Consider the following 17,789-nt stretch of genomic DNA (forward strand, 5'->3'; position numbering starts at 1 on the left):
GGTTCACTCCGGGGGCAGGGGCTGTTCGGCCCAGATGGTCTTGCCGGTGTCCGTCTGGCGGCTGCCCCAGCGCTGGGTGAGCTGGGCGACCAGGAGCAGTCCCCGGCCGCCCTCGTCGAAGGCGTGGGCGCGGCGCAGGTGGGGCGAGGTGGAGCTGGCGTCGGAGACCTCGCAGATGAGGGCGGTGTGGCGGATGAGGCGCAACTGGATGGGCGGCTCGCCGTACCGGATCGCGTTGGTGACCAGTTCGCTGACGACGAGTTCGGTGACGAAGGCCGTGTCGTCCAGCCCCCAGACCGTCAGCTGTTCGCCGACGGACCGCCTGGTGGCCGCCACTCCGGCGGGGTCCGGGGGGACGTCCCAGGTGCGCACCCGGTCCTCGCCCAGCGCCCGGGTGCGGGCCAGCAGCAGCGCTACGTCGTCGCCGGGCTCCTCGGGCAGCACGGCCTTCAGGACGCCGTCGCAGAGCGCTTCGAGCGAGGTCGCGGGCGCGGTCAGCGCCCGGCACAGTTCCGCGGTGGCGTGGTCGACGTCGCGGTCCCGGTCCTCGACGAGTCCGTCGGTGTAGAGCGCGACGACGGAGCCCTCCGGCAGCTCCAGCTCCGTCGCCTCGAAGGGCAGTCCGCCGACGCCGAGGGGTGGCCCGGCGGCCATGGCGACCAGGCGGGTGGTGCCGTCGGGGAGGAGGAGGGCCGGCGCGGGGTGACCGGCGGCGGCCAGGGCCAGTCGGCGGGAGACGGGGTCGTAGACGGCGTACAGGCAGGTGGCGCCCAGTTCCGCGGTCTCCGCCTCGCCGCCGTCGTTCGTGCCGCCGGCCGCGAGGTGGGTGACGAGGTCGTCGAGGTGGGTGAGGAGCTCGTCGGGGGGCAGATCGACGTCGGCGAGGGTGCGTACGGCCGTGCACAGGCGGCCCATGGTCGCGGTGGACGGGATGCCGTGGCCCACGACGTCGCCGACGACGAGGCCGACGCGGGTGCCGGAGAGCGGGATGACGTCGAACCAGTCGCCGCCGATGCCCGCCGCGGACGCGGAGGGGAGGTAGCGGTGGGCCACCTCGACCGCGGCCTGCCCGGGCAGGTCCCTGGGGAGCAGGCTGTGCTGGATCGCCAGGGCCGTGGAGCGCTCGCGCGCGAAACGGCGGGCGTTGTCCACGGAGACGGCGGCCCGGGAGACCAGTTCCTCGGCCAGTACGGCGTCCTCCCTGGCGTACGGCTCCCGGGGCGCGGTCCGGGCGGCCAGCGCGACGCCCAGGGTGGTGCCGCGGGCGCGCAGGGGGACGGACAGGGTCGAGCAGACGGCTTCGCGGAACGGGCGGTTGTGCGGGGCCTCGGCGTCGCGGGTCCGCATCCACCGGTCGAAGTCCGGGTCGCCGGGGCCGCTGAGGACGACGCGGCCCTCCCGGACCGCCCGGGCGGGCGGGCTGTCGGACGGGTGGATCTCCTGCCCGCCGAGGTGCACGGCGGGGGTGGGGAAGCCCTCGGTGGCGGAGGCGTGGGCCACCCGGCGCAGTTCGCCGGTCCCGGGAGGCGCGGCGAGGGGCTCGTCGGTGCCGAGCACCCAGTCGAGCAGGTCGACGCTGGCGAAGCCGGCGAACCGGGGTACGAGGAGCCCGACCAGTTCCTCGGCGGTGCGGACGACGTCGAGGGTGCTGCCGACCGCGCCGGCCGCGTTCAGCAGGGCCAGCCGCTCCCGGGCCCGGTGCTGTTCGGTGCTCTCCAGCGCCGCCATGGCGACGGCGGTGAGCGTGCCGGAGGCGTCGTGGACCGGCCAGATCTCCACGGTCCAGGCGTGCAGGCAGCTGCCGGCGGGCGCGGGGGCGTAGCTCTCGTACTGGACGGGGCGTCCCCGGTCGGCCGCCACCCGCAGGTGGTGCAGGAAGCTCCGGGGGTCGCCCTCGAAGTCGGCCAGCGTGTCGGACAGGCTGCGGCCGAGCAGTTCCTCCGCGGGCCTGCCCATCATCCGGCACGCGGTGTCGTTGACGTGCACGAAGCGCAGCTCGGGGTCGAGGACGGACATGGACAGGGAGGCCTGCCGTACGGCGTCGTCGATCAGGTCGGGCGCCGGGCCGCCGGGTGCGTCGGCGGTCGCCAGGTAGCCGTCGGGAGCGCCGCCGGCGCCCCGCAGGGGGCAGACCCGCAGCCCGAGGCTCACCGGGCGGCCGTCCCGGTGGCGGACCACGACGGTGCCGGACAGGGCCGGGCCGGCCGGGTGGATGCGGGACAGGGGGCGGGTGGCTGCGCCCCGCGCGAGCAGATCCCGCGCGGGGCGCCCTACGACCTCCTCGGCCGCGTGTCCGGTGAGCCGCCGCGCGCCGTCGCTCCAGCCCGTCACCAGGCCGCGGGCGTCGACGGTCATCGCGGCGGAGGAATCCTCCATGCCGTCCAGGATCATCCCAGGACGATCCGGTATCAACCGGGGCGGGGCGCCGGTGGTCCCGTCACGGTCGGTGAGCGCGGAGCGCGGCGAGGGCGCGGTCGGCGTGCGTGTTCATCCTGATCTCGCTGCGGACGACCTCCAGCAGGGTGCGGTCCTGCCCGACGACGAAGGTGACCCGCTTGGTGGGAGCCAGGCTGAAGCCCCGCTTCACCCCGAACCGCTCGCGGACCGCGCCGTCGGTGTCGGAGAGCAGCGGCATGCCCAGGGTGTGGCGCCCGGCGAACTCCTGCTGCCGTTCGACGGGGTCGCCGCTGACGCCGACGGCCCGGGCGCCGACCGCGGCGAACTCGGCGGCGAGGTCGCGGAAGTGGCAGGCCTCCGCCGTGCAGCCGGTGGTCAGGGCGGCGGGGTAGAAGAAGAGGACGACCGGGCCCTCGGCGAGCAGTTCGGACAGGCGGCGGGGGGTGCCGGTCTCGTCCGGCAGCGTGAAGTCCTCGACGGTGTCGCCCACGGCGGGGAGCGCGCTCATGACCGGCTCCCGCTGCTCTGGGCGACGGCGCGGGCCCACAGCACGAGCGGCACCTGCACGGGCAGCCGTCCGAGGGCGGCGGCCTGCTGCGGGGCGGGGCGGTGCCGCCAGTCCCAGGCCATCTTGACGTTGGCGGGGAACACCCCGACGAAGAAGGCCGCGGCACTCAGCGCGGCGGCCCTGCGGGTGCGCGGCACGGCGAGTCCGGCGGCCAGCGCGAGTTCGGCGACGCCGCTGGCGTACGTCCAGGCCCGGGGGGTGCCCGGCAGGGAGCGCGGGACGGTGGCGTCGAAGGGGCGGGGTTGGGCGAAATGGGCGACGCCCGCGGTGGCCAGCAGGCCGGCGAGCAGCAGCGGTGAGCGTTCGGACCGTGACACGGTTCCTCCTCATGGGGGCCTGCCGCGCGATATTACTCGACGGTAAGAACCGGGTGGCGAACGGTTCCCGCCCGGCGGTTGTGGGTGCCGGGCGTGCAGCCGAACGCACGGCGGAAGACCTCGATGAACGCGCTGGCGGAGGACCAGCCGCAGCGGTGGGCGACGGTGGTGACGGGCAGGTCGTCGGCGAGCATGCGCAGGGCGTGGTAGAGGCGGGACTGGGTGCGCCACTGGGGGAAGGTCATGCCGAACTCGCGGCGGAAGAGCCGGCTGAGGGTGCGTTCCGCGGTGCCGGTGGCGGCGCCGAGGGCGGCGAGGGTGCGGGTGTCCGCGGGGTCGGCGTGGACCAGCGCGCAGACCTCGGCCAGCCGGGGATCCCTGGGGGTGGGCAGGAGCAGGGGCTGCTGCGGCGAGGCCCGCAACCGGTCGCACAGCACGGCCAGGAGGCGGCCGCGTTCCGGGCTCGTGTCCCGGGGGTCGAGGGTGTAGGCGACGATCAGCTCGCGCAGCAGCGGGCCGACGGCGAGAACGGCGGGGCTGTCCAGGCCGAGCGGGTTGGCGTCGGCGGGCAGGCCGATCAGGTGCAGGTCGAGGCGTCCGTGGGCGCGGTGGGAGTGCACGGTGCCGGCCGGGATCCAGATGGCCCGCGTCCCCGGCGCGAACCAGGTGCCGGCCTCGGTGGTGACGGCCACGACCCCGGACCCGGCGTGGACGATCTGGTGCTCGTCGTGCCGGTGCGCGTCGATCCGCTGCCCGGCGTCCAGCCGCTGGGCGCGGGTCGGGGCGACCGGGGTGTGGCGGATGTCCGGGTCACGGGTGTCCGGGTCACGGGTGTCCGGGTCACAGGTGTCCGGGTGGCGGATGTTCGGCACAAGTCGGCAGGTTATCGAAAGCGGGCCAGGCCCGGTGCGCGTGACGATCGACCGGTGACCCTCACTCGCGACCGGCCCCTCGTCCTGCTGTCCTTCGGCCACGCCTGCGTCGACGTCTACCAGGGCACCGTGGCCGCCCTGGTGCCGTACTTCGTCGCCGAGCGGGCCTACGGCTACGCCGCCGCCTCGGGCGTCGTCCTCGCCGCCTCGTTGCTGTCGTCGCTGGTGCAGCCGCTGTTCGGGGCGCTCACCGACCGGTGGGCGCTGCCGTGGCTGCTGCCGCTGAGCACGCTGACCGCCGGGACGGGCATCGCCCTCGGGGGCGTCACCGGCTCCTACCCGCTCACCCTCGCGGCCGTCGCGGCGGGCGGTGTGGGGATCGCCGCGTACCACCCCGAGGCGGCGCGGGCGGCGCGGGCGGCCGCACGGGGCAGCCATACGGCGATGGGGTGGTTCTCCCTGGGCGGCAACGTCGGCTTCGCGCTGGCGCCGCCGCTGGTGTGGGCCGTCGTCGGCGGCGGGGGTCTCGGCGCGTCCTGGCTGCTGGCGGGGCCCGCGGTGGTGGGGGCCGTGCTGTGCGGGGTGGCGGTGCGTTCGGCCGGGGCGGCCCGCGCGGCGGGCGGCCGTACGGCGGTGGCGGCGGGCGCCGACGACTGGGCGTCCTTCCTGCGGCTCACCGGCGCCGTCGTGTGCCGTTCCGTCGTCTTCGTCGGCCTGAGCACGTTCGTGGCGCTGCACGTGCGGGAGCGGGTGGGCGGCGGCAGCGCGGCGGGGACGGCGGCGCTGTTCGTGCTCTATCTGGGCGGCGCGGTGGGCACCGTCGCCGGGGGCCGGCTCGCGGACCGGTACGGGCGGCTGAAGGTGGTGCGGCGGTCGTACGTCCTGACGGTCCTCGCGGTGGCCGGGGTCGTCCTCGTGCCCGGTCCCGCGGTGTACCTGTTCGTCGCCCTGACGTCGGCGGGGCTGTATGTGCCGTTCTCCCTGCACATCACGCTGGGCCAGGACTACCTGCCGCGCCGGGTGGGGACGGCGAGCGGAGTGACGCTGGGGCTGGCGGTGAGCGTCGGCGGGCTCGCCGCCCCGGCGCTGGGCGCACTGGCCGACGCGTCCTCGCTGCGGACGGCCCTGCTGCCGCTGGTGGCGCTGCCCGCCGTGGGCAGGCTGCTCCTGTGCGGCCTGCGCGAGCCGGGCCCGCCCCCGGCGCCGCCCGCCGTCGGCTCACGGACGGCACGCGACGCCGACGCGCGGTGAGCAACGCCGACGTGCGGTGAACGACGCCGACGTGCGACGAGCCACCAACCGACAGGCCGACAGGCCGACTGGCATACCGGCCGACCGGCCGCACCTCACAGCCGCGAACCCCGGCCTCCCCGGGCGGCGGCCGATGAGGCGGACGGCGTCCGCCGGCCCCGTCACCACCGTCACCCGGGCCGGCTCGCGCCGGGGCGCCGCCGAGGACACCATGCCCCGGATCCGCCCCGACCGCCGACGGCACCCCTTCACCGTCCGGCGCCCCTCACCCCTCGCCCCGGGGCGTGACGGGCGCCAGCCACATGCCCACGATCGCGTCGACAAGGCCGTCGGCCGCGTCCTGCCAGCTTGCGCGCGGGGTCGGGCGGTTCTCGGCCAGGGCCCGCTCGCGCTCCTCCGCCGTGTGCACGATGAGGTGACGGGCCATGTCGCCCCGCTCCGCGCGGACCTCGTCGGGCAGCGCCGGCATGCAGCGGTTGCGGCCCACGATGATCGCCCGCAGGGAGACGGAGGCCCGGGACTCCTCGGTCAGGATCTGCCGCAGCGCCGGGTCGGTCATGACCTGGGCGCAGAACCGCGCGTACCAGGTGGGGCTGCCCAGCGCCGCCAGGTGGTCGAACTGGGGACGGACCAGGCAGTCCACCCAGTCGCGCAGGTCGGGCGAGTCGCCGAGGGCGGCGAGCTGCCGGGCGCGCAGCTCCTCGACCCGCTCCGAGTGGCGCTGGGCGATGGCCCGGACGAGGTCCGTCTTGGTGCCGAAGTGGTAGCCGACCGCTGCGTTGTTGCCCTGCCCGGCGGCCTCGCTGACCTGCCGGTTGGAGACCGCGTACACCCCGTGCTCGGCGAACAGCCGCTCGGCGGTGGTCAGGATCAGCTGCCGGGTCGCGCTGACCTGTTCCGTCCGGACCGCCCTGCTCGCCATGATCACCACCGCGCCGGGACTTTCTCCGCTCCGCCCGCGACGACCAGTCCCTCGAGTCGTCGCAGGTCCGCCGACGTACGGCGGGTTCTCACGAAAGCCTACGGCGCGGCGGCGAGGCATCGCCGCCCGGCCCGGACGGGCGTTCGCCCCTCACACCCCGTAGGATACTTCAAGCGACTGACTTAAAGGTTCGCGTTCCGTTTTCTCCCACCCGTCTTCTCCCACCCGTCGCAAGACTCATCGCCGGAAAGGCTCTTCCATGCCCGCTTCCCCCGCCTCACCACGGCCGAACGCCGTGGTGGCGGTACTGGCCCTGGCCGGGATCGTCGTCGCGCTGATGCAGACCCTGGTCATCCCGATCATCCCGGAGCTGCCGAAGCTCCTGGACGCGTCGGCCTCGGACGCGGCCTGGGCGGTGACCGCCACGCTGCTCGCCTCCGCGGTGGCCACTCCGGTCGTCGGCCGGCTCGGCGACATGTTCGGCAAGCGGCGGATGCTGCTGCTCAGCCTGGTGCTGCTGATCGCCGGTTCCGCGGTCTGCGGGCTGAGCGACGCGCTGGTCCCGATGGTCGTCGGCCGCGCCCTGCAAGGCCTGTCGGCCGCCGTGATTCCGCTCGGCATCAGCATCATGCGCGACGAACTGCCGGTGGAGCGGCTGGCCGGTGCCACCGCCGTGATGAGCGCCTCCCTCGGCGTCGGCGGCGCGCTCGGCCTGCCCGCGGCCGCGCTGATCGCGGACAAGCTCGACTGGCACATGCTGTTCTGGCTCTCCGGCGCGCTCGGAGTGGTGGCCCTGGTGCTCGTGCTGTCGCTGGTGCCCGAGTCGGCGGTGCGCACCGGCGGCCGCTTCGACCTGCCCGGCGGCATCGGCATGGCCGCCGGCCTCGCGAGCCTGCTGCTGGCCATCTCCAAGGGCGGCGACTGGGGCTGGTCCTCGGGCACCACCCTCGGCCTGTTCGCGGCGGCCGTGGTGATCCTGCTGGTCTGGGGCTGGTGGGAGCTGCACACCCCGGAGCCCCTGGTGGACCTGCGCACCACCGCCCGCCGCCAGGTGCTCTTCACCAACCTGGCGTCCGTCGCCATCGGCTTCTCGATGTTCGCGATGTCCCTCGTCCTTCCGCAGCTGTTGCAGTTGCCCGAGGCCACCGGTTACGGACTCGGCCGCTCGCTGCTGACCACGGGTCTGGTGATGGCGCCGTCCGGTTTGGTGATGATGGCGTTCGCCCCGGTCTCCGCGAAGGTCTCCAAGTCCAGGGGTCCGAAGGTGACGCTGATGATCGGCGCCCTGATCGTGGCGGCCGGCTACGGACTGAACATCGTGCTGATGGCCGAGGTCTGGCACCTGGTGCTGGTCTCCTGCGTCATCAGCGCGGGCATCGGCTTCGCCTACGGCGCCATGCCGTCGCTGATCATGGGCGCGGTGCCGCCGAGCGAGACGGCCGCCGCGAACAGCCTCAACACCCTGATGCGCTCCCTTGGCACGTCGGTCGCCAGCGCCATCGCCGGTGTGATCCTGGCCCAGCTGACCATCGACCTGGGCGGCTTCGCCCTGCCGTCCGAGAACGCGTTCAAGGTGGTCATGGCCATCGGCGCGGGCGCGGCCCTGCTGGCCACCGCCCTCGCGTCCTTCATCCCCCGGCACCGCCCGGCCGGCACCCCGGCGGGCCCGGCTCCGGCCGACGGTGTCGCCTCGGAGCCCGCCTCCGTCCGCTGACGGCGACGGCGCCGGTCCCGGACGGGACCGGCGCCGTTCAGGCGAACCTGGCGGGCAACGCGCGTGACGGCGCCCCGGCGGGTCGAGTACTGACCCGTGGAGCTGCCGCCGATCCCTCCGATGCTCGCCACCCCCGGCACCCTGCCGCCCGCCGGGCAGGACGCGCGCTGGGCCTACGAGACCAAGCAGGACGGGCAGCGCGTGGTGGTCTACCTGCCCGGCGACGGGAGCGTCCTGCTGCGTGCCCGCTCAGGGCAGGACATCACCGCCGCCTATCCGGAACTGGCCCCGCTCGCCACCGCGCTCGGCGAGACCCCCGCCGTACTGGACGGGGAGGTGCTGGCGCTGGACGAACAGGGCCGTGCCGACTTCCAGTTGCTCCAGTCCCGGATGGGCCTCGCGCACACCCCGGTCCGGGCGGCGCACCGGGCGGCGAAGGTCCCCGTCCACCTGGTGCTGTTCGACGCCCTGCACCTGGCGGGCCGCTCCCTGCTGCGCCTGCCCTACACCGGCCGCCGTGAGCGGCTGACGGACCTCGGGCTGAACGGGCCGTCGTGGTCGACCCCGGCCGCGCTGGTCGGGCACGGCGCCCAGGCCCTGCGGGCCACCCGCGAGCACGGTCTCGAGGGGCTGGTGTGCAAGCGGCTGGACTCGGTGTACGAGCCGGGGGTCCGCTCCCGGGCCTGGATCAAGATCCGCAACATGCGCAGCGAGGACGTCGTGGTGGGCGGCTGGCTGCCCGGCAAGGGTCGGCTCGGCGGCCTCCCTGGCGCGGTCCTGGTCGGCCAGCGCGCCGCGGGCCGGCTGCGCTACGTCGGCGGGGTCGGCACCGGCTGGAGCGCGGGCGAGCGCACCGAGCTGGCCGCGCTGCTGGCGGCCGCCGCGAGTGACGTCTGCCCCTTCGACCCGGTGCCGCGGGTGCCGGGGGCGCGCTGGGTGGTGCCCCGGCTGGTCGGCGAGGTCCGCTACAGCACCCGCACCCGGGAGGGCATGCTGCGCCAGCCGTCCTGGCTCAGGCTCCGCCCGGACCTGGCGCCCGAGGAGTCGGCCGCGGACCTTCCGGACGACCTGGTGTGAGCGGGGCACTCCGGGCCGGGTGTTGGGCTCACCTTCACCCCGGCGACGCCTGTGCACCCTTGGCGCGGGAGGAAAAAGAGGGGAACCTGAACTCCCTTTCCCCCCACAGCCGTTGGGCTGCGCCAGCCCGAGGAGGACGCGATGTCCCCGCGTACCACCACGACGCCCCGCCACAGATGGCTCACCGTACCGCTCGGTGCCCTCGCCCTCGTCGTCGCCCTTCCCGCCACCGCCTTCGCCGCCCCGCCGCCGGGGCTGCCCGGCAACGCCGACAGCCTGGAGCGGACGTACCAGCCCGCCTACGACTACGACACCGACGGCTGCTATCCCACACCGGCCATCGGCGCCGACGGAGCGGTCAACGGCGGGCTCAACCCGACCGGCGCGCTCAACGGCAACTGCCGGGACGCCTCCGACCTGGACAACACCAACGGCTATGCGCGCGCCAAGTGCGACGGCGACTGGTGCGCCTACATGTACGGCCTCTACTTCGAGAAGGACCAGGCGCTGCCCGGGACGAGCCTCGGCGGCCACCGGCACGACTGGGAGCACGTGGTGGTGTGGGTGAAGGACGCCGCCGTGCAGTACGTGTCGACGTCCAACCACGGTTCGTTCAGCGTGCACGAGCGCTCCGCCGTCCGCTTCGACGGCACCCACCCGAAGATCGTCTACCACAAGGACGGCATCAGCACCCACTGCTTCCGCCCGGCGACCTCGGGCGACGAGCCGCCGGAGAACCACGAGGGGACCTGGCAGTACCCGGCCCTGGTGGGCTGGAACGGCTATCCGGCGGGCCTGCGCGACAGGCTGAGCGCCTACGACTTCGGCAGCGCCGACTTCGGCCTCAAGGACGGCAGCTTCGCCTCCCACCTGGCCGCCGCCAAGCCCGCCGGCATCCCCTTCGACCCGAACGCCTGACCCGGCGTGGGGCGGACAGTGGGCCGGTCGGGCGAAGCGGTCGGCCCGGGCTCCCCCGGAGCACTATCGTGTCCGCATGTCCGCCCCCGAAATCATCCGCATCGTCTCCCGCGACTCCCCCATGGCACTGGCTCAGGTCGAGCGCGTCCGGGCCGGGTTGACCGCCCTCCACCCCGGCGTCCGCACCGAGGTCGTACCGGTGCGTACCACCGGCGACAAGTGGCTCGGGGACCTGTCCCAGGTGGAGGGCAAGGGCGCGTTCACCAAGGAGGTCGACGCCGCCCTGCTGTCGGGCGAGGCCGATCTCGCGGTGCACTGCGTCAAGGACGTGCCCGCCGACCGGCCGCTGCCCGCCGGTACGGTCTTCGCCGCGTTCCTCGAGCGGGACGACGTGCGGGACGCGCTCATCCACCCGGACGGGCTCACGCTGGACGAGCTGCCGGAGGGGACGCGCGTCGGCACGTCCTCCGTGCGCCGGGTCGCCCAGCTGGCCGCCACCCACCCGCACCTGCGGTGCGTTCCCTTCCGCGGCAACGCCAACCGGCGGCTGGCGAAGCTCGCCGAGGGCGAGGCGGACGCGCTGCTGCTCGCCGTCTCCGGACTGGAGCGCATCGGCCGTACCGACGTGATCAGCGAGATCCTGTCCACCGAGACGATGATGCCGCCGATCGGCGCGGGCATCCTCGCCCTGCAGTGCCGCGAGGGCGACGGTGCGCTGATCGAGGCGGTCGGTGGACTCGGCGACCCGCGCACGCACCGGGAGGCGACGGCGGAGCGCATGTTCCTGCACGTCCTCCAGGGGCACTGCAACAGCCCGATCGCCGGGCACGCGCACGTGGACCGCAGCGGTGAACTCTCGCTGCGGGCCTGCGTCTTCACCCCCGACGGCAAAATCCGGCTGAACGCGCACGAGTGGGCCGGCCGCCTCGACCCGGCGACCCTGGGCACCTCGGTCGCGGTGGCCCTGCTGCGGCAGGGCGCCCGGGAGATCATCGACGGCATCGCGCACTGAGCGGCGGCCGCCCGGCCGGTCAGGCGGTGCCCTCCTCCGACTGGCCCCGCAGGAACGCGCTCACCTGGTGTACGAGGCCCTCGTCCCGCACCCCGCCGCACGGGGCGGCGCCGGCGCCGTCGGGCAGCCCGGGGGCGCCGCTCCACAGCCGGCGGTCGGCCCACTCCTCGTCCACCCTCAGCTGCACCTGGACGTCGACCTGGCTCAGGCTCGCCTCCGGCCCGGCCGCGTAGAGCACGGCGGTGGCCCGGCGCAGCGGGTAGACGTCGAAGCCCTCGATGAACTGGGAGTTGCGCCAGTCGAGGAAGGCGCTCTCCCCGTCGGGGCCGATCCGCACGTCGATCTGGCCGTCCTCCAGGTGGATGCCGAGGTGCCGCCCGCCCCGGTTCTCGACGGTCACCCGGACCCGGAAGTACGTCAGCCCCTCGGCGGCGTCGTCGCGGCCCCGCGGCGGCTCGGCCGGCTCAAGACCGTGAACGCGGACCCGCAGGCCGGCGTGCTCGTCGTACTCCTGCCAGTCCCCGACCACGTTCGGCTCGTACACGGTGCCCCTCTCGACCTCTCGACGCTGCTTCCTATCCGTACGCTCAGCGCACTGTCAAATGAGCGGAATGCGCTGTGGCCAGGGGCTTCGTCCGTTTTGATCGATGATCAAGCGCTGCCCAGGGACGATCCGCCGACGCCGGTCCGCGCGATCACCGGGAGCGTGCCGCACATCACGTCCCGCTACGGGGCGGCCGCACCGGTCACCGGCATGCAGCCGTTCGAGTGGCCGTCCGGGGGATTCGCGCTCAGTATCCATATATACGAGGACTTGCCAGCACCCCTGCTGAGGGAGGTGCGCGTGATGCGTGTCGCCGGCAGAACCCAGCCCCACCCGCACGACGACGCTCCCGACACGGCCGCTGCGTTCGAACGGCTCGCCGGGCTGCCCGAGGGACCGGAGCGCAAGGCGCTGCGGGACGAACTGATCCGGGTCTGGCTGCCCATGGCGGAGCGGATCGCCGTCCGCTTCCGGGGCCGCGGCGAGAACCTGGAGGATCTCTATCAGGTGGCGGCCCTCGGCCTGGTCAAGGCCGTCGACCACTACGACCCGGCGCGCGGCCACGCCTTCGAGGCGTACGCGGTGCCGACCGTGACCGGCGAGATCAAACGGCACTTCCGCGACCACATGTGGACGCTGCACGTGCCGCGCCGGATCCAGGACCTGCGCAACCGGGTCCGCAGATCGGCGAAGGAACTGGCGCAGACCACGCCGGGGCGCGCCCCGACCGTCGAGGAGATCGCCGAGCACGCGCAGCTGACCACCGTCGAGGTGCGCACCGGCATGGAGGCCCTGGAGTGCTTCTCGGCGCTGTCGCTGGAGGCGGAGATGCCCGGCACCGACGGGTACGCCCTCGGTGACGCGCTGGGCGGCCCCGATCCCGCCTTCGACGCGGTCGTGGACCGGGTGGCGGTCCGGCCCTGCCTGGAGGCACTGCCCGAGCGCGAGCGCACCATCCTCTACCTGCGCTTCTTCGGAGGGATGACGCAGAGCCGCATCGCCCAGCAGCTCGGCATCTCGCAGATGCACGTCTCCCGGCTGCTCACCGGCTGCTTCGACCGGATACGCGAGGAGATCCTGACGGAGGCCCGCTGAGTCCGGGCCGCCCCAGGCGATCCTCCAGGGCGGCCCGGATCTCCGGCGGCATCACTCCGCTGCGCCCCCAGATGAGTATCGTTTCCGCCACATTGCGGAGTTTGATGTTCGTATGCTGGGAAACTTCCTTCAGGACGATCCACCCCTCGTCCGGCGTCACCCCGCCGAGGGCGATGACCACCCCGATGGCCTGGTCGACGACGGCGTGCGAGACCACCGCCTCCTTGAGCTGCCGGACCTCCTCCTGCAGCCGGAAGATCTGGTCCGAGTCGGAATCCGGGTCGGGGTTCGGGCGCACGTCGGTGGGGGGCACGGTCACCTCGGGGCCTCCGTTTCGGCGCCATGTGCGGGGTACTCGCCAGGCGCCCGCCGCACTCCCGGCCGGACACTGGTGTGGAGCCGGTGGCTGCCGGTGGACGAGACCAGGACACGACTGCCATGAACCACGACACCACCTCCTCCACCCGCCAGGAGAGCCTCCTGTCCACGCACGCCGTGTACGGGGCCCCCTGCTGGGTGAGTCTCACCAGCCGTGATCTGAAGGCCACCGAGGAGTTCTACTCCGCCGTGCTGGGCTGGCGGTGGCGGCCCGCCCGGCTGGGCGAACCCTTCCGGATCGCCCTGGCCGACGGGGTGCCGGTGGCCGGGATCGCCGCCGTCGCCGCGATGTGGCAGATGGCGGTGGCGTGGACGCCGTACTTCGCCGTGCGCAGTGCGGACGAGGCGGTGTCCCGGGCGCAGGAGCGCGGCGGCACCGCCGCGGTCGGGCCGATCTCCCTGCCGCCGGGGCGGGCGGCCCTGCTCGCCGACCGGGACGGCGCGACGTTCGGGATCTGGGAGGGCGAGCTGTTCTCGGACTGGGACGCCTGGCGCACCAAGCGCCCCGCCTTCATCCGGCTGCACACCCGTGACGCCTTCGACGCCGCGATCTTCTACGGCGAGATCTTCGAGTGGGCGTCGGGGCAGGGTTGCTGCGAGGTCCGGTACGAGGGCGACGAGGTGGTCCTGCGCCACGAGGGCGAGGTCGTGGCCCGCATCGAGTCGGGAGCGCTGGGAGCGGCTCCCGACCCGGCCGTCCGGCCGCACTGGCAGATCCACTTCGCGGTGGAGGACGTCACGGCCTGCGCCCGCACCGCGGAGCGGCACGGTGGCAGCGTGCTCTCGCTGAGCCCGGACGAGGCGGTGCTCCGGGACGCCGACGGCGCGCAGTTCACGGTGACCGCGCGCCGTCTCGGCAGCTGATCTCACCGGCTCACCGGCCGGTGCGCGAGGGCCTGGAGAGCAGCACGAGGCTGCGCTGCTCGACGGTCAGCCGGGTGCCCGCCTTGTGCTCGGCCTCGTCGGGGACGCCGTCCGGGTCGGCGGTGTCGACCAGGGCCGTCCAGCGTTCGCCGTAGCCGGCGTCGGGCAGCCGGAAGTCGGCCGGCTCCCAGTGGCTGTTGAGCAGCAGCAGGAAGGAGTCGTCGACCACGGGCCGGCCCCGGGGATCGGGTTCGGCGATGGCGTCGCCGTTGAGGAAGACACCGACGGTGTGCGCGTCGGAGCGCTGCCAGTCGTCGTCGGACATCTCCCGCGCGTCGGGCAGCAGCCACACCAGGTCCGGCAGCGGCTGGTCCGCGTGGGTGAGGGTCTCGCCGCGGAAGAAGCGGCGCCGGCGCAGCACCGGGTGGTCGGCACGCAGCGCGATCAGCCGCCGGGCGAAGTCCAGCAGCGCGCGCTGCTCGCCGCCGAGCCGCCAGTCGATCCAGGAGATCTCGTTGTCCTGGCAGTAGGCGTTGTTGTTGCCGCGCTGGGTGCGCCCCAGTTCGTCGCCGTGGCACAGCATCGGGATGCCCTGCGAGAGCAGGAGCGTGGCGAGGAAGTTGCGCTGCTGCCGACCCCGCAGCTCCCGGACGGCCGGGTCCCGGGTCTCGCCCTCGACGCCGCAGTTCCAGGACCGGTTGTGGCTCTCGCCGTCCCGGTTGTCCTCGCCGTTGGCCTCGTTGTGCTTGTCGTTGTACGAGACGAGGTCGCGCAGCGTGAAGCCGTCGTGCGCGGTGACGAAGTTGACGCTGGCGCGGGGCCGGCGGCGGCTGTGCTGGTACAGGTCGGAGGAGCCGGTCAGCCGGGAGGCGAACTCGCCGAGCGTGTGCTCCCCCGCGCGCCAGAAGTCCCGTACCGCGTCGCGGTACTTGCCGTTCCACTCCGACCACAGCTGCGGGAAGTTGCCCACCTGGTAGCCGCCCTCGCCGACGTCCCAGGGCTCGGCGATCAGCTTGACCCGGCTGATCACCGGGTCCTGCTGGATCAGGTCGAAGAACGCGGACAGCCGGTCCACCTCGTGGAACTGCCGGGCGAGGGTGGCCGCGAGGTCGAAGCGGAAGCCGTCGACGTGCATCTCGGTGACCCAGTACCGCAGCGAGTCCATGATGAGCTGGAGCACGTAGGGGTGGCGCATCAGCAGGCTGTTGCCGGTGCCGGTGGTGTCGTAGTAGTGCTGCCAGTCGCCGTCCACCAGGCGGTAGTACGAGGCGTTGTCGATGCCGCGGAAGGAGAGGGTGGGGCCCCTCTCGTTTCCCTCTGCGGTGTGGTTGTAGACCACGTCGAGGATCACCTCGAGTCCGGCCTCGTGCAGGGTCTTGACCATCGACTTGAACTCGCTGACCTGCTGGCCCCGGGTGCCGAGGGCGGCGTAGCCGTTGTGCGGCGCGAAGAAGCCGATGGTGTTGTAGCCCCAGTAGTTGGCGAGGCCGCGGTCCTGGAGCACGCCGTCGTGGACGAACTGGTGCACCGGCATCAGCTCCACGGCGGTCACGCCGAGGGACGTCAGGTGCTCCACGACCGCCGGGTGGGCGAGGCCCGCGTAGGTGCCGCGCAGTTCCTCGGGCACGTCGGGGTGGGTGCGGCTGAGGCCGCGGACGTGGGCCTCGTAGATGACGCTCTCCGAGTACGGACGCCGGGGCGGGCGGTCGTCGCCCCAGTCGAAGAAGGGGTCGGTGACCACGCCGAGCATGGTGTGCCCGGCGCTGTCGCCCGGGTCGGCCTTGCCCCTGGCCCGCTCGAAAAGGGAGGCGTGGTTGTCCACCAGCCCGTCCACGGCCCGCGTATAGGGGTCGAGGAGCAGCTTCGCCGGGTTGCAGCGGTGGCCGACGGCCGGGGCCCACGGACCGTGGACCCGGTAGCCGTAGCGCTGTCCCGGGCCGACGCCGGGCAGGTAGCAGTGCCACACGAAGCCGTCGACGTCGGGCAGCGGGATGGTGCTGTGGTTGCCGTCGTCGTCGACGAGCACGAGGTCGACCCGCTCGGCGACCTCGCTGAACAGGGCGAAGTTCGTGCCCTGCCCGTCGTACGCGGCCCCCAGGGGGTAGGGGTGCCCGCTCCACACGGGCGACCCCTTCCAGTTCGGCCTGGCGCGGGTCACCGAGCCTCCTCCAGAACGCCGCTGCCCGTACGTGCCCAGCCGGCCACCTGGGCCACCGGCATGATCTCGCGCGGCACTTCCAGCCCCTCCTGGGTGATCGGCTCGGGCTCGGTCGCCACCAGCGGGACGCGTTCGCCGGCCCGGGCGCGGCGCGAGAACCAGATGACCTTGGCGCCGGTGTCGGTGGCGCAGCAGCCCCAGCCGTCGCTGTTGGCGGCGAGGTGCTGGAGGCAGTTGCGGAGGTCCTGGTCGGGACGGAGCGCGTGGTCGTTGCCCGCTACGGCCGTGATCAGGTGCTGGCGGTTCCACCACATCTCGATCGACGTGTTCTTGTCGCTCGCGTGCTCGTTGATCGCCAGCAGCAGCATCTCGGCGCCCGAGCAGACGGGTTCGACGAGGTTCTCCAGGTTCCAGAACCGGAGGTGAGCGGCCAGGATGCGCCTGACCTGTCCGACCCGTTCCGGGCTCACTTCCACGTCGAGGTGGTAGTAGCAGGGCACTGCGGTCTTCATCGTCGTGGCTCCTCACCGCGAAGGCTCTCGCTCCTCCTCGCCCCTTGGGGGACGGGCTCCCCGATCACGAAGCGTGAGCGCTGATCGCTTCTGAGTCACTCCAGAGTGGGAGCGGTAGTCCATTCGTGCAACACGAGCAGCTCGGGGGCCGGAATCGGGGCCGAGCGGGTTACGAGAATCGGTTGAAGATCCAACAAGACGGGGCGTCACCACCCGTGCACCATGTGTGAAGAACTCGATCGTCCGTACCACCGGACCGTCCGGAAGGTGACCGGCCATGCTGCTCCCCGCGAAGAGCGAAGTCGCCCGGCAGCTGCGGCATTACCGCGCCTGGGAACGCTCGATGCTGGCGTCCCCCACGGACGTCACCGTCCGCACCACCTTCGAGGACTCCGGCTACACCCTCTGCGTGCTGATGGGGAAGCGGTGCGCACGCGAGGCGGCGGACGCCGCCGAACGGTATCTGCGGACGAGCCTGGTCACCCATGCGCAGGAACAGCCGGAACGGCTCGCCCCGTCGGGGCACAAGGCCCCCTCCGGCGCGGCCTGACCCGATCGGCCCAACCCAACCGGCCGGGCCCGCGCCCGGCCACGAGCACGGCGGAGGTGAGATGCGGATGAGCGCGACCGTGGGGATCGGACGTATCCCGGTCCGGGACGTCCAGCCGGTGGTGGAGTACGGCAGGCGTCCGGCGAAGGCGGTGACGGGAGAGACGTTCCAGGTCACCGCCACCGTGTTCCGGGAGGGGCACGACGCGGTGGCCGCCAACGTCGTGCTCAAGGACCCCGAGGGCCGGCCGGGCCCCTGGACGCCGATGCGGGAGCTGGCCCCGGGCACCGACCGCTGGGGCGCCGAGGTCACCCCGGGCGAGCCGGGCAACTGGACCTACCGGGTGGAGGCGTGGAGCGACCCCGTCGCCACCTGGCGGCACACCGCGCGCATCAAGGTCCCGGCCGGCATCGACGCCGGCCTCGTGCTCGAGGAGGGGGCCGAGCTGTACCGGCGGGCAGCCGCGGGGGTGCCGAAGGGCTCCGGACGGGACGTACTGCTGGCCGCCGCCACGGCGCTGCTCGACGACACGCTGCCCGTGGCCACCCGGCTGGCGGCGGCGTTGACGCCCCAGGTGGACGCGGTCCTGGCCCGCCACCCCCTGCGGGACCTGGTCACCTCCTCCGACCCGCTCCCCCTG

18 protein-coding genes are annotated in these 17,789 nt (G+C 73.6%); 9 read left to right on the top strand and 9 right to left on the bottom strand.

The window, feature by feature from the left end; all coding sequences use genetic code 11:
- Window positions 1–3 precede the first annotated feature (3 nt).
- The 4 genes from ACFYZ3_RS34860 to ACFYZ3_RS34875 form a co-directional block, all read right to left on the bottom strand.
- Complete coding sequence (locus tag ACFYZ3_RS34860) at window positions 4–2,376, bottom strand: SpoIIE family protein phosphatase (protein WP_388526401.1); 2,373 nt, start codon at window positions 2,374–2,376, stop codon at window positions 4–6.
- A gap of 61 nt (window positions 2,377–2,437) precedes the next feature.
- The gene (locus ACFYZ3_RS34865) at window positions 2,438–2,905 is read right to left on the bottom strand and encodes a peroxiredoxin (RefSeq protein WP_388526404.1); all 468 of its coding nucleotides are present in this window, start codon (window positions 2,903–2,905) and stop codon (window positions 2,438–2,440) included.
- Window positions 2,902–3,282 (bottom strand): DoxX family protein, encoded by a 381-nt coding sequence (locus tag ACFYZ3_RS34870; RefSeq protein ID WP_361008653.1) that lies wholly within the window; start codon window positions 3,280–3,282, stop codon window positions 2,902–2,904. Before ACFYZ3_RS34870 ends, ACFYZ3_RS34865 begins: the two co-directional genes overlap by 4 nt.
- 32 nt (window positions 3,283–3,314) lie before the next feature.
- Window positions 3,315–4,145 (bottom strand): AraC family transcriptional regulator, encoded by an 831-nt coding sequence (locus ACFYZ3_RS34875; protein ID WP_388526444.1) that lies wholly within the window; start codon window positions 4,143–4,145, stop codon window positions 3,315–3,317.
- A gap of 63 nt (window positions 4,146–4,208) precedes the next feature.
- On the opposite strand from ACFYZ3_RS34875, the gene ACFYZ3_RS34880 reads away from it, so the two are divergent.
- Window positions 4,209–5,405 (top strand): MFS transporter, encoded by a 1,197-nt coding sequence (locus tag ACFYZ3_RS34880; protein ID WP_388526407.1) that lies wholly within the window; start codon window positions 4,209–4,211, stop codon window positions 5,403–5,405.
- A gap of 265 nt (window positions 5,406–5,670) precedes the next feature.
- On the opposite strand, the gene ACFYZ3_RS34885 is transcribed toward ACFYZ3_RS34880, so the two are convergent.
- Window positions 5,671–6,327, bottom strand: a complete 657-nt coding sequence (locus ACFYZ3_RS34885) for a TetR/AcrR family transcriptional regulator (RefSeq protein WP_388526410.1) — start codon at window positions 6,325–6,327, stop codon at window positions 5,671–5,673.
- Between the two features lie 259 nt (window positions 6,328–6,586).
- Between ACFYZ3_RS34885 and ACFYZ3_RS34890 the strand changes: the two genes are divergently transcribed.
- From ACFYZ3_RS34890 to hemC, 4 genes are all read left to right on the top strand, one after another.
- Window positions 6,587–8,041: an MFS transporter gene (locus ACFYZ3_RS34890; protein WP_388526413.1), complete on the top strand. Its 1,455-nt coding sequence runs from the start codon at window positions 6,587–6,589 to the stop codon at window positions 8,039–8,041.
- 96 nt (window positions 8,042–8,137) lie between these two features.
- A complete protein-coding gene (locus tag ACFYZ3_RS34895) occupies window positions 8,138–9,118 on the top strand; it encodes an ATP-dependent DNA ligase (protein ID WP_388526416.1) in 981 nt (326 codons plus the stop codon).
- Window positions 9,119–9,259: 141 nt separating this feature from the next.
- Window positions 9,260–10,036 (top strand): NPP1 family protein, encoded by a 777-nt coding sequence (locus ACFYZ3_RS34900; RefSeq protein WP_388526419.1) that lies wholly within the window; start codon window positions 9,260–9,262, stop codon window positions 10,034–10,036.
- Between the two features lie 76 nt (window positions 10,037–10,112).
- Complete coding sequence (hemC, locus tag ACFYZ3_RS34905) at window positions 10,113–11,048, top strand: hydroxymethylbilane synthase (protein ID WP_388526422.1); 936 nt, start codon at window positions 10,113–10,115, stop codon at window positions 11,046–11,048.
- Window positions 11,049–11,067: 19 nt separating this feature from the next.
- Here the strand turns inward: hemC and ACFYZ3_RS34910 are convergent, their stop codons facing one another.
- Window positions 11,068–11,592: a hypothetical protein gene (locus tag ACFYZ3_RS34910; protein ID WP_356861127.1), complete on the bottom strand. Its 525-nt coding sequence runs from the start codon at window positions 11,590–11,592 to the stop codon at window positions 11,068–11,070.
- A gap of 303 nt (window positions 11,593–11,895) precedes the next feature.
- Here ACFYZ3_RS34910 and ACFYZ3_RS34915 point away from each other — a divergent pair, with 303 nt between their 5' ends.
- Window positions 11,896–12,687 carry a SigB/SigF/SigG family RNA polymerase sigma factor gene (locus tag ACFYZ3_RS34915; protein WP_356861155.1) on the top strand — a complete coding sequence of 264 codons (792 nt, stop codon included), beginning with the start codon at window positions 11,896–11,898 and terminating at the stop codon, window positions 12,685–12,687.
- On the opposite strand, the gene ACFYZ3_RS34920 is transcribed toward ACFYZ3_RS34915, so the two are convergent.
- A complete protein-coding gene (locus ACFYZ3_RS34920) occupies window positions 12,635–13,000 on the bottom strand; it encodes an ANTAR domain-containing protein (RefSeq protein ID WP_388526425.1) in 366 nt (121 codons plus the stop codon). The two genes, ACFYZ3_RS34915 and ACFYZ3_RS34920, sit on opposite strands and share 53 nt — an antisense overlap.
- Window positions 13,001–13,125: 125 nt before the next feature.
- On the opposite strand from ACFYZ3_RS34920, the gene ACFYZ3_RS34925 reads away from it, so the two are divergent.
- Complete coding sequence (locus tag ACFYZ3_RS34925; RefSeq protein WP_388526428.1) at window positions 13,126–13,929, top strand: VOC family protein; 804 nt, start codon at window positions 13,126–13,128, stop codon at window positions 13,927–13,929.
- Between the two features lie 10 nt (window positions 13,930–13,939).
- Here the strand turns inward: ACFYZ3_RS34925 and glgX are convergent, their stop codons facing one another.
- Both glgX and ACFYZ3_RS34935 read right to left on the bottom strand, forming a co-directional pair.
- A complete protein-coding gene (glgX, locus tag ACFYZ3_RS34930) occupies window positions 13,940–16,087 on the bottom strand; it encodes a glycogen debranching protein GlgX (protein WP_388526431.1) in 2,148 nt (715 codons plus the stop codon).
- Window positions 16,084–16,599, bottom strand: a complete 516-nt coding sequence (locus ACFYZ3_RS34935) for a pep a2 (protein WP_361008633.1) — start codon at window positions 16,597–16,599, stop codon at window positions 16,084–16,086. The genes glgX and ACFYZ3_RS34935 overlap by 4 nt, the downstream gene beginning before the upstream one ends.
- Window positions 16,600–16,876: 277 nt before the next feature.
- Here ACFYZ3_RS34935 and ACFYZ3_RS34940 point away from each other — a divergent pair, with 277 nt between their 5' ends.
- Together ACFYZ3_RS34940 and ACFYZ3_RS34945 are read left to right on the top strand one after the other, a co-directional pair.
- Entirely contained in the window at window positions 16,877–17,149 is a 273-nt protein-coding gene (locus tag ACFYZ3_RS34940) for a DUF5133 domain-containing protein (RefSeq protein WP_388526435.1), read from the top strand.
- A gap of 61 nt (window positions 17,150–17,210) precedes the next feature.
- On the top strand, window positions 17,211–17,789 hold a 579-nt coding region (locus ACFYZ3_RS34945), incomplete at its 3' end, for a maltotransferase domain-containing protein (RefSeq protein ID WP_388526438.1).

The organism is Streptomyces sp. NPDC001599 (assembly GCF_042893535.1).
Classification (GTDB): Bacteria; Actinomycetota; Actinomycetes; order Streptomycetales; family Streptomycetaceae; genus Streptomyces.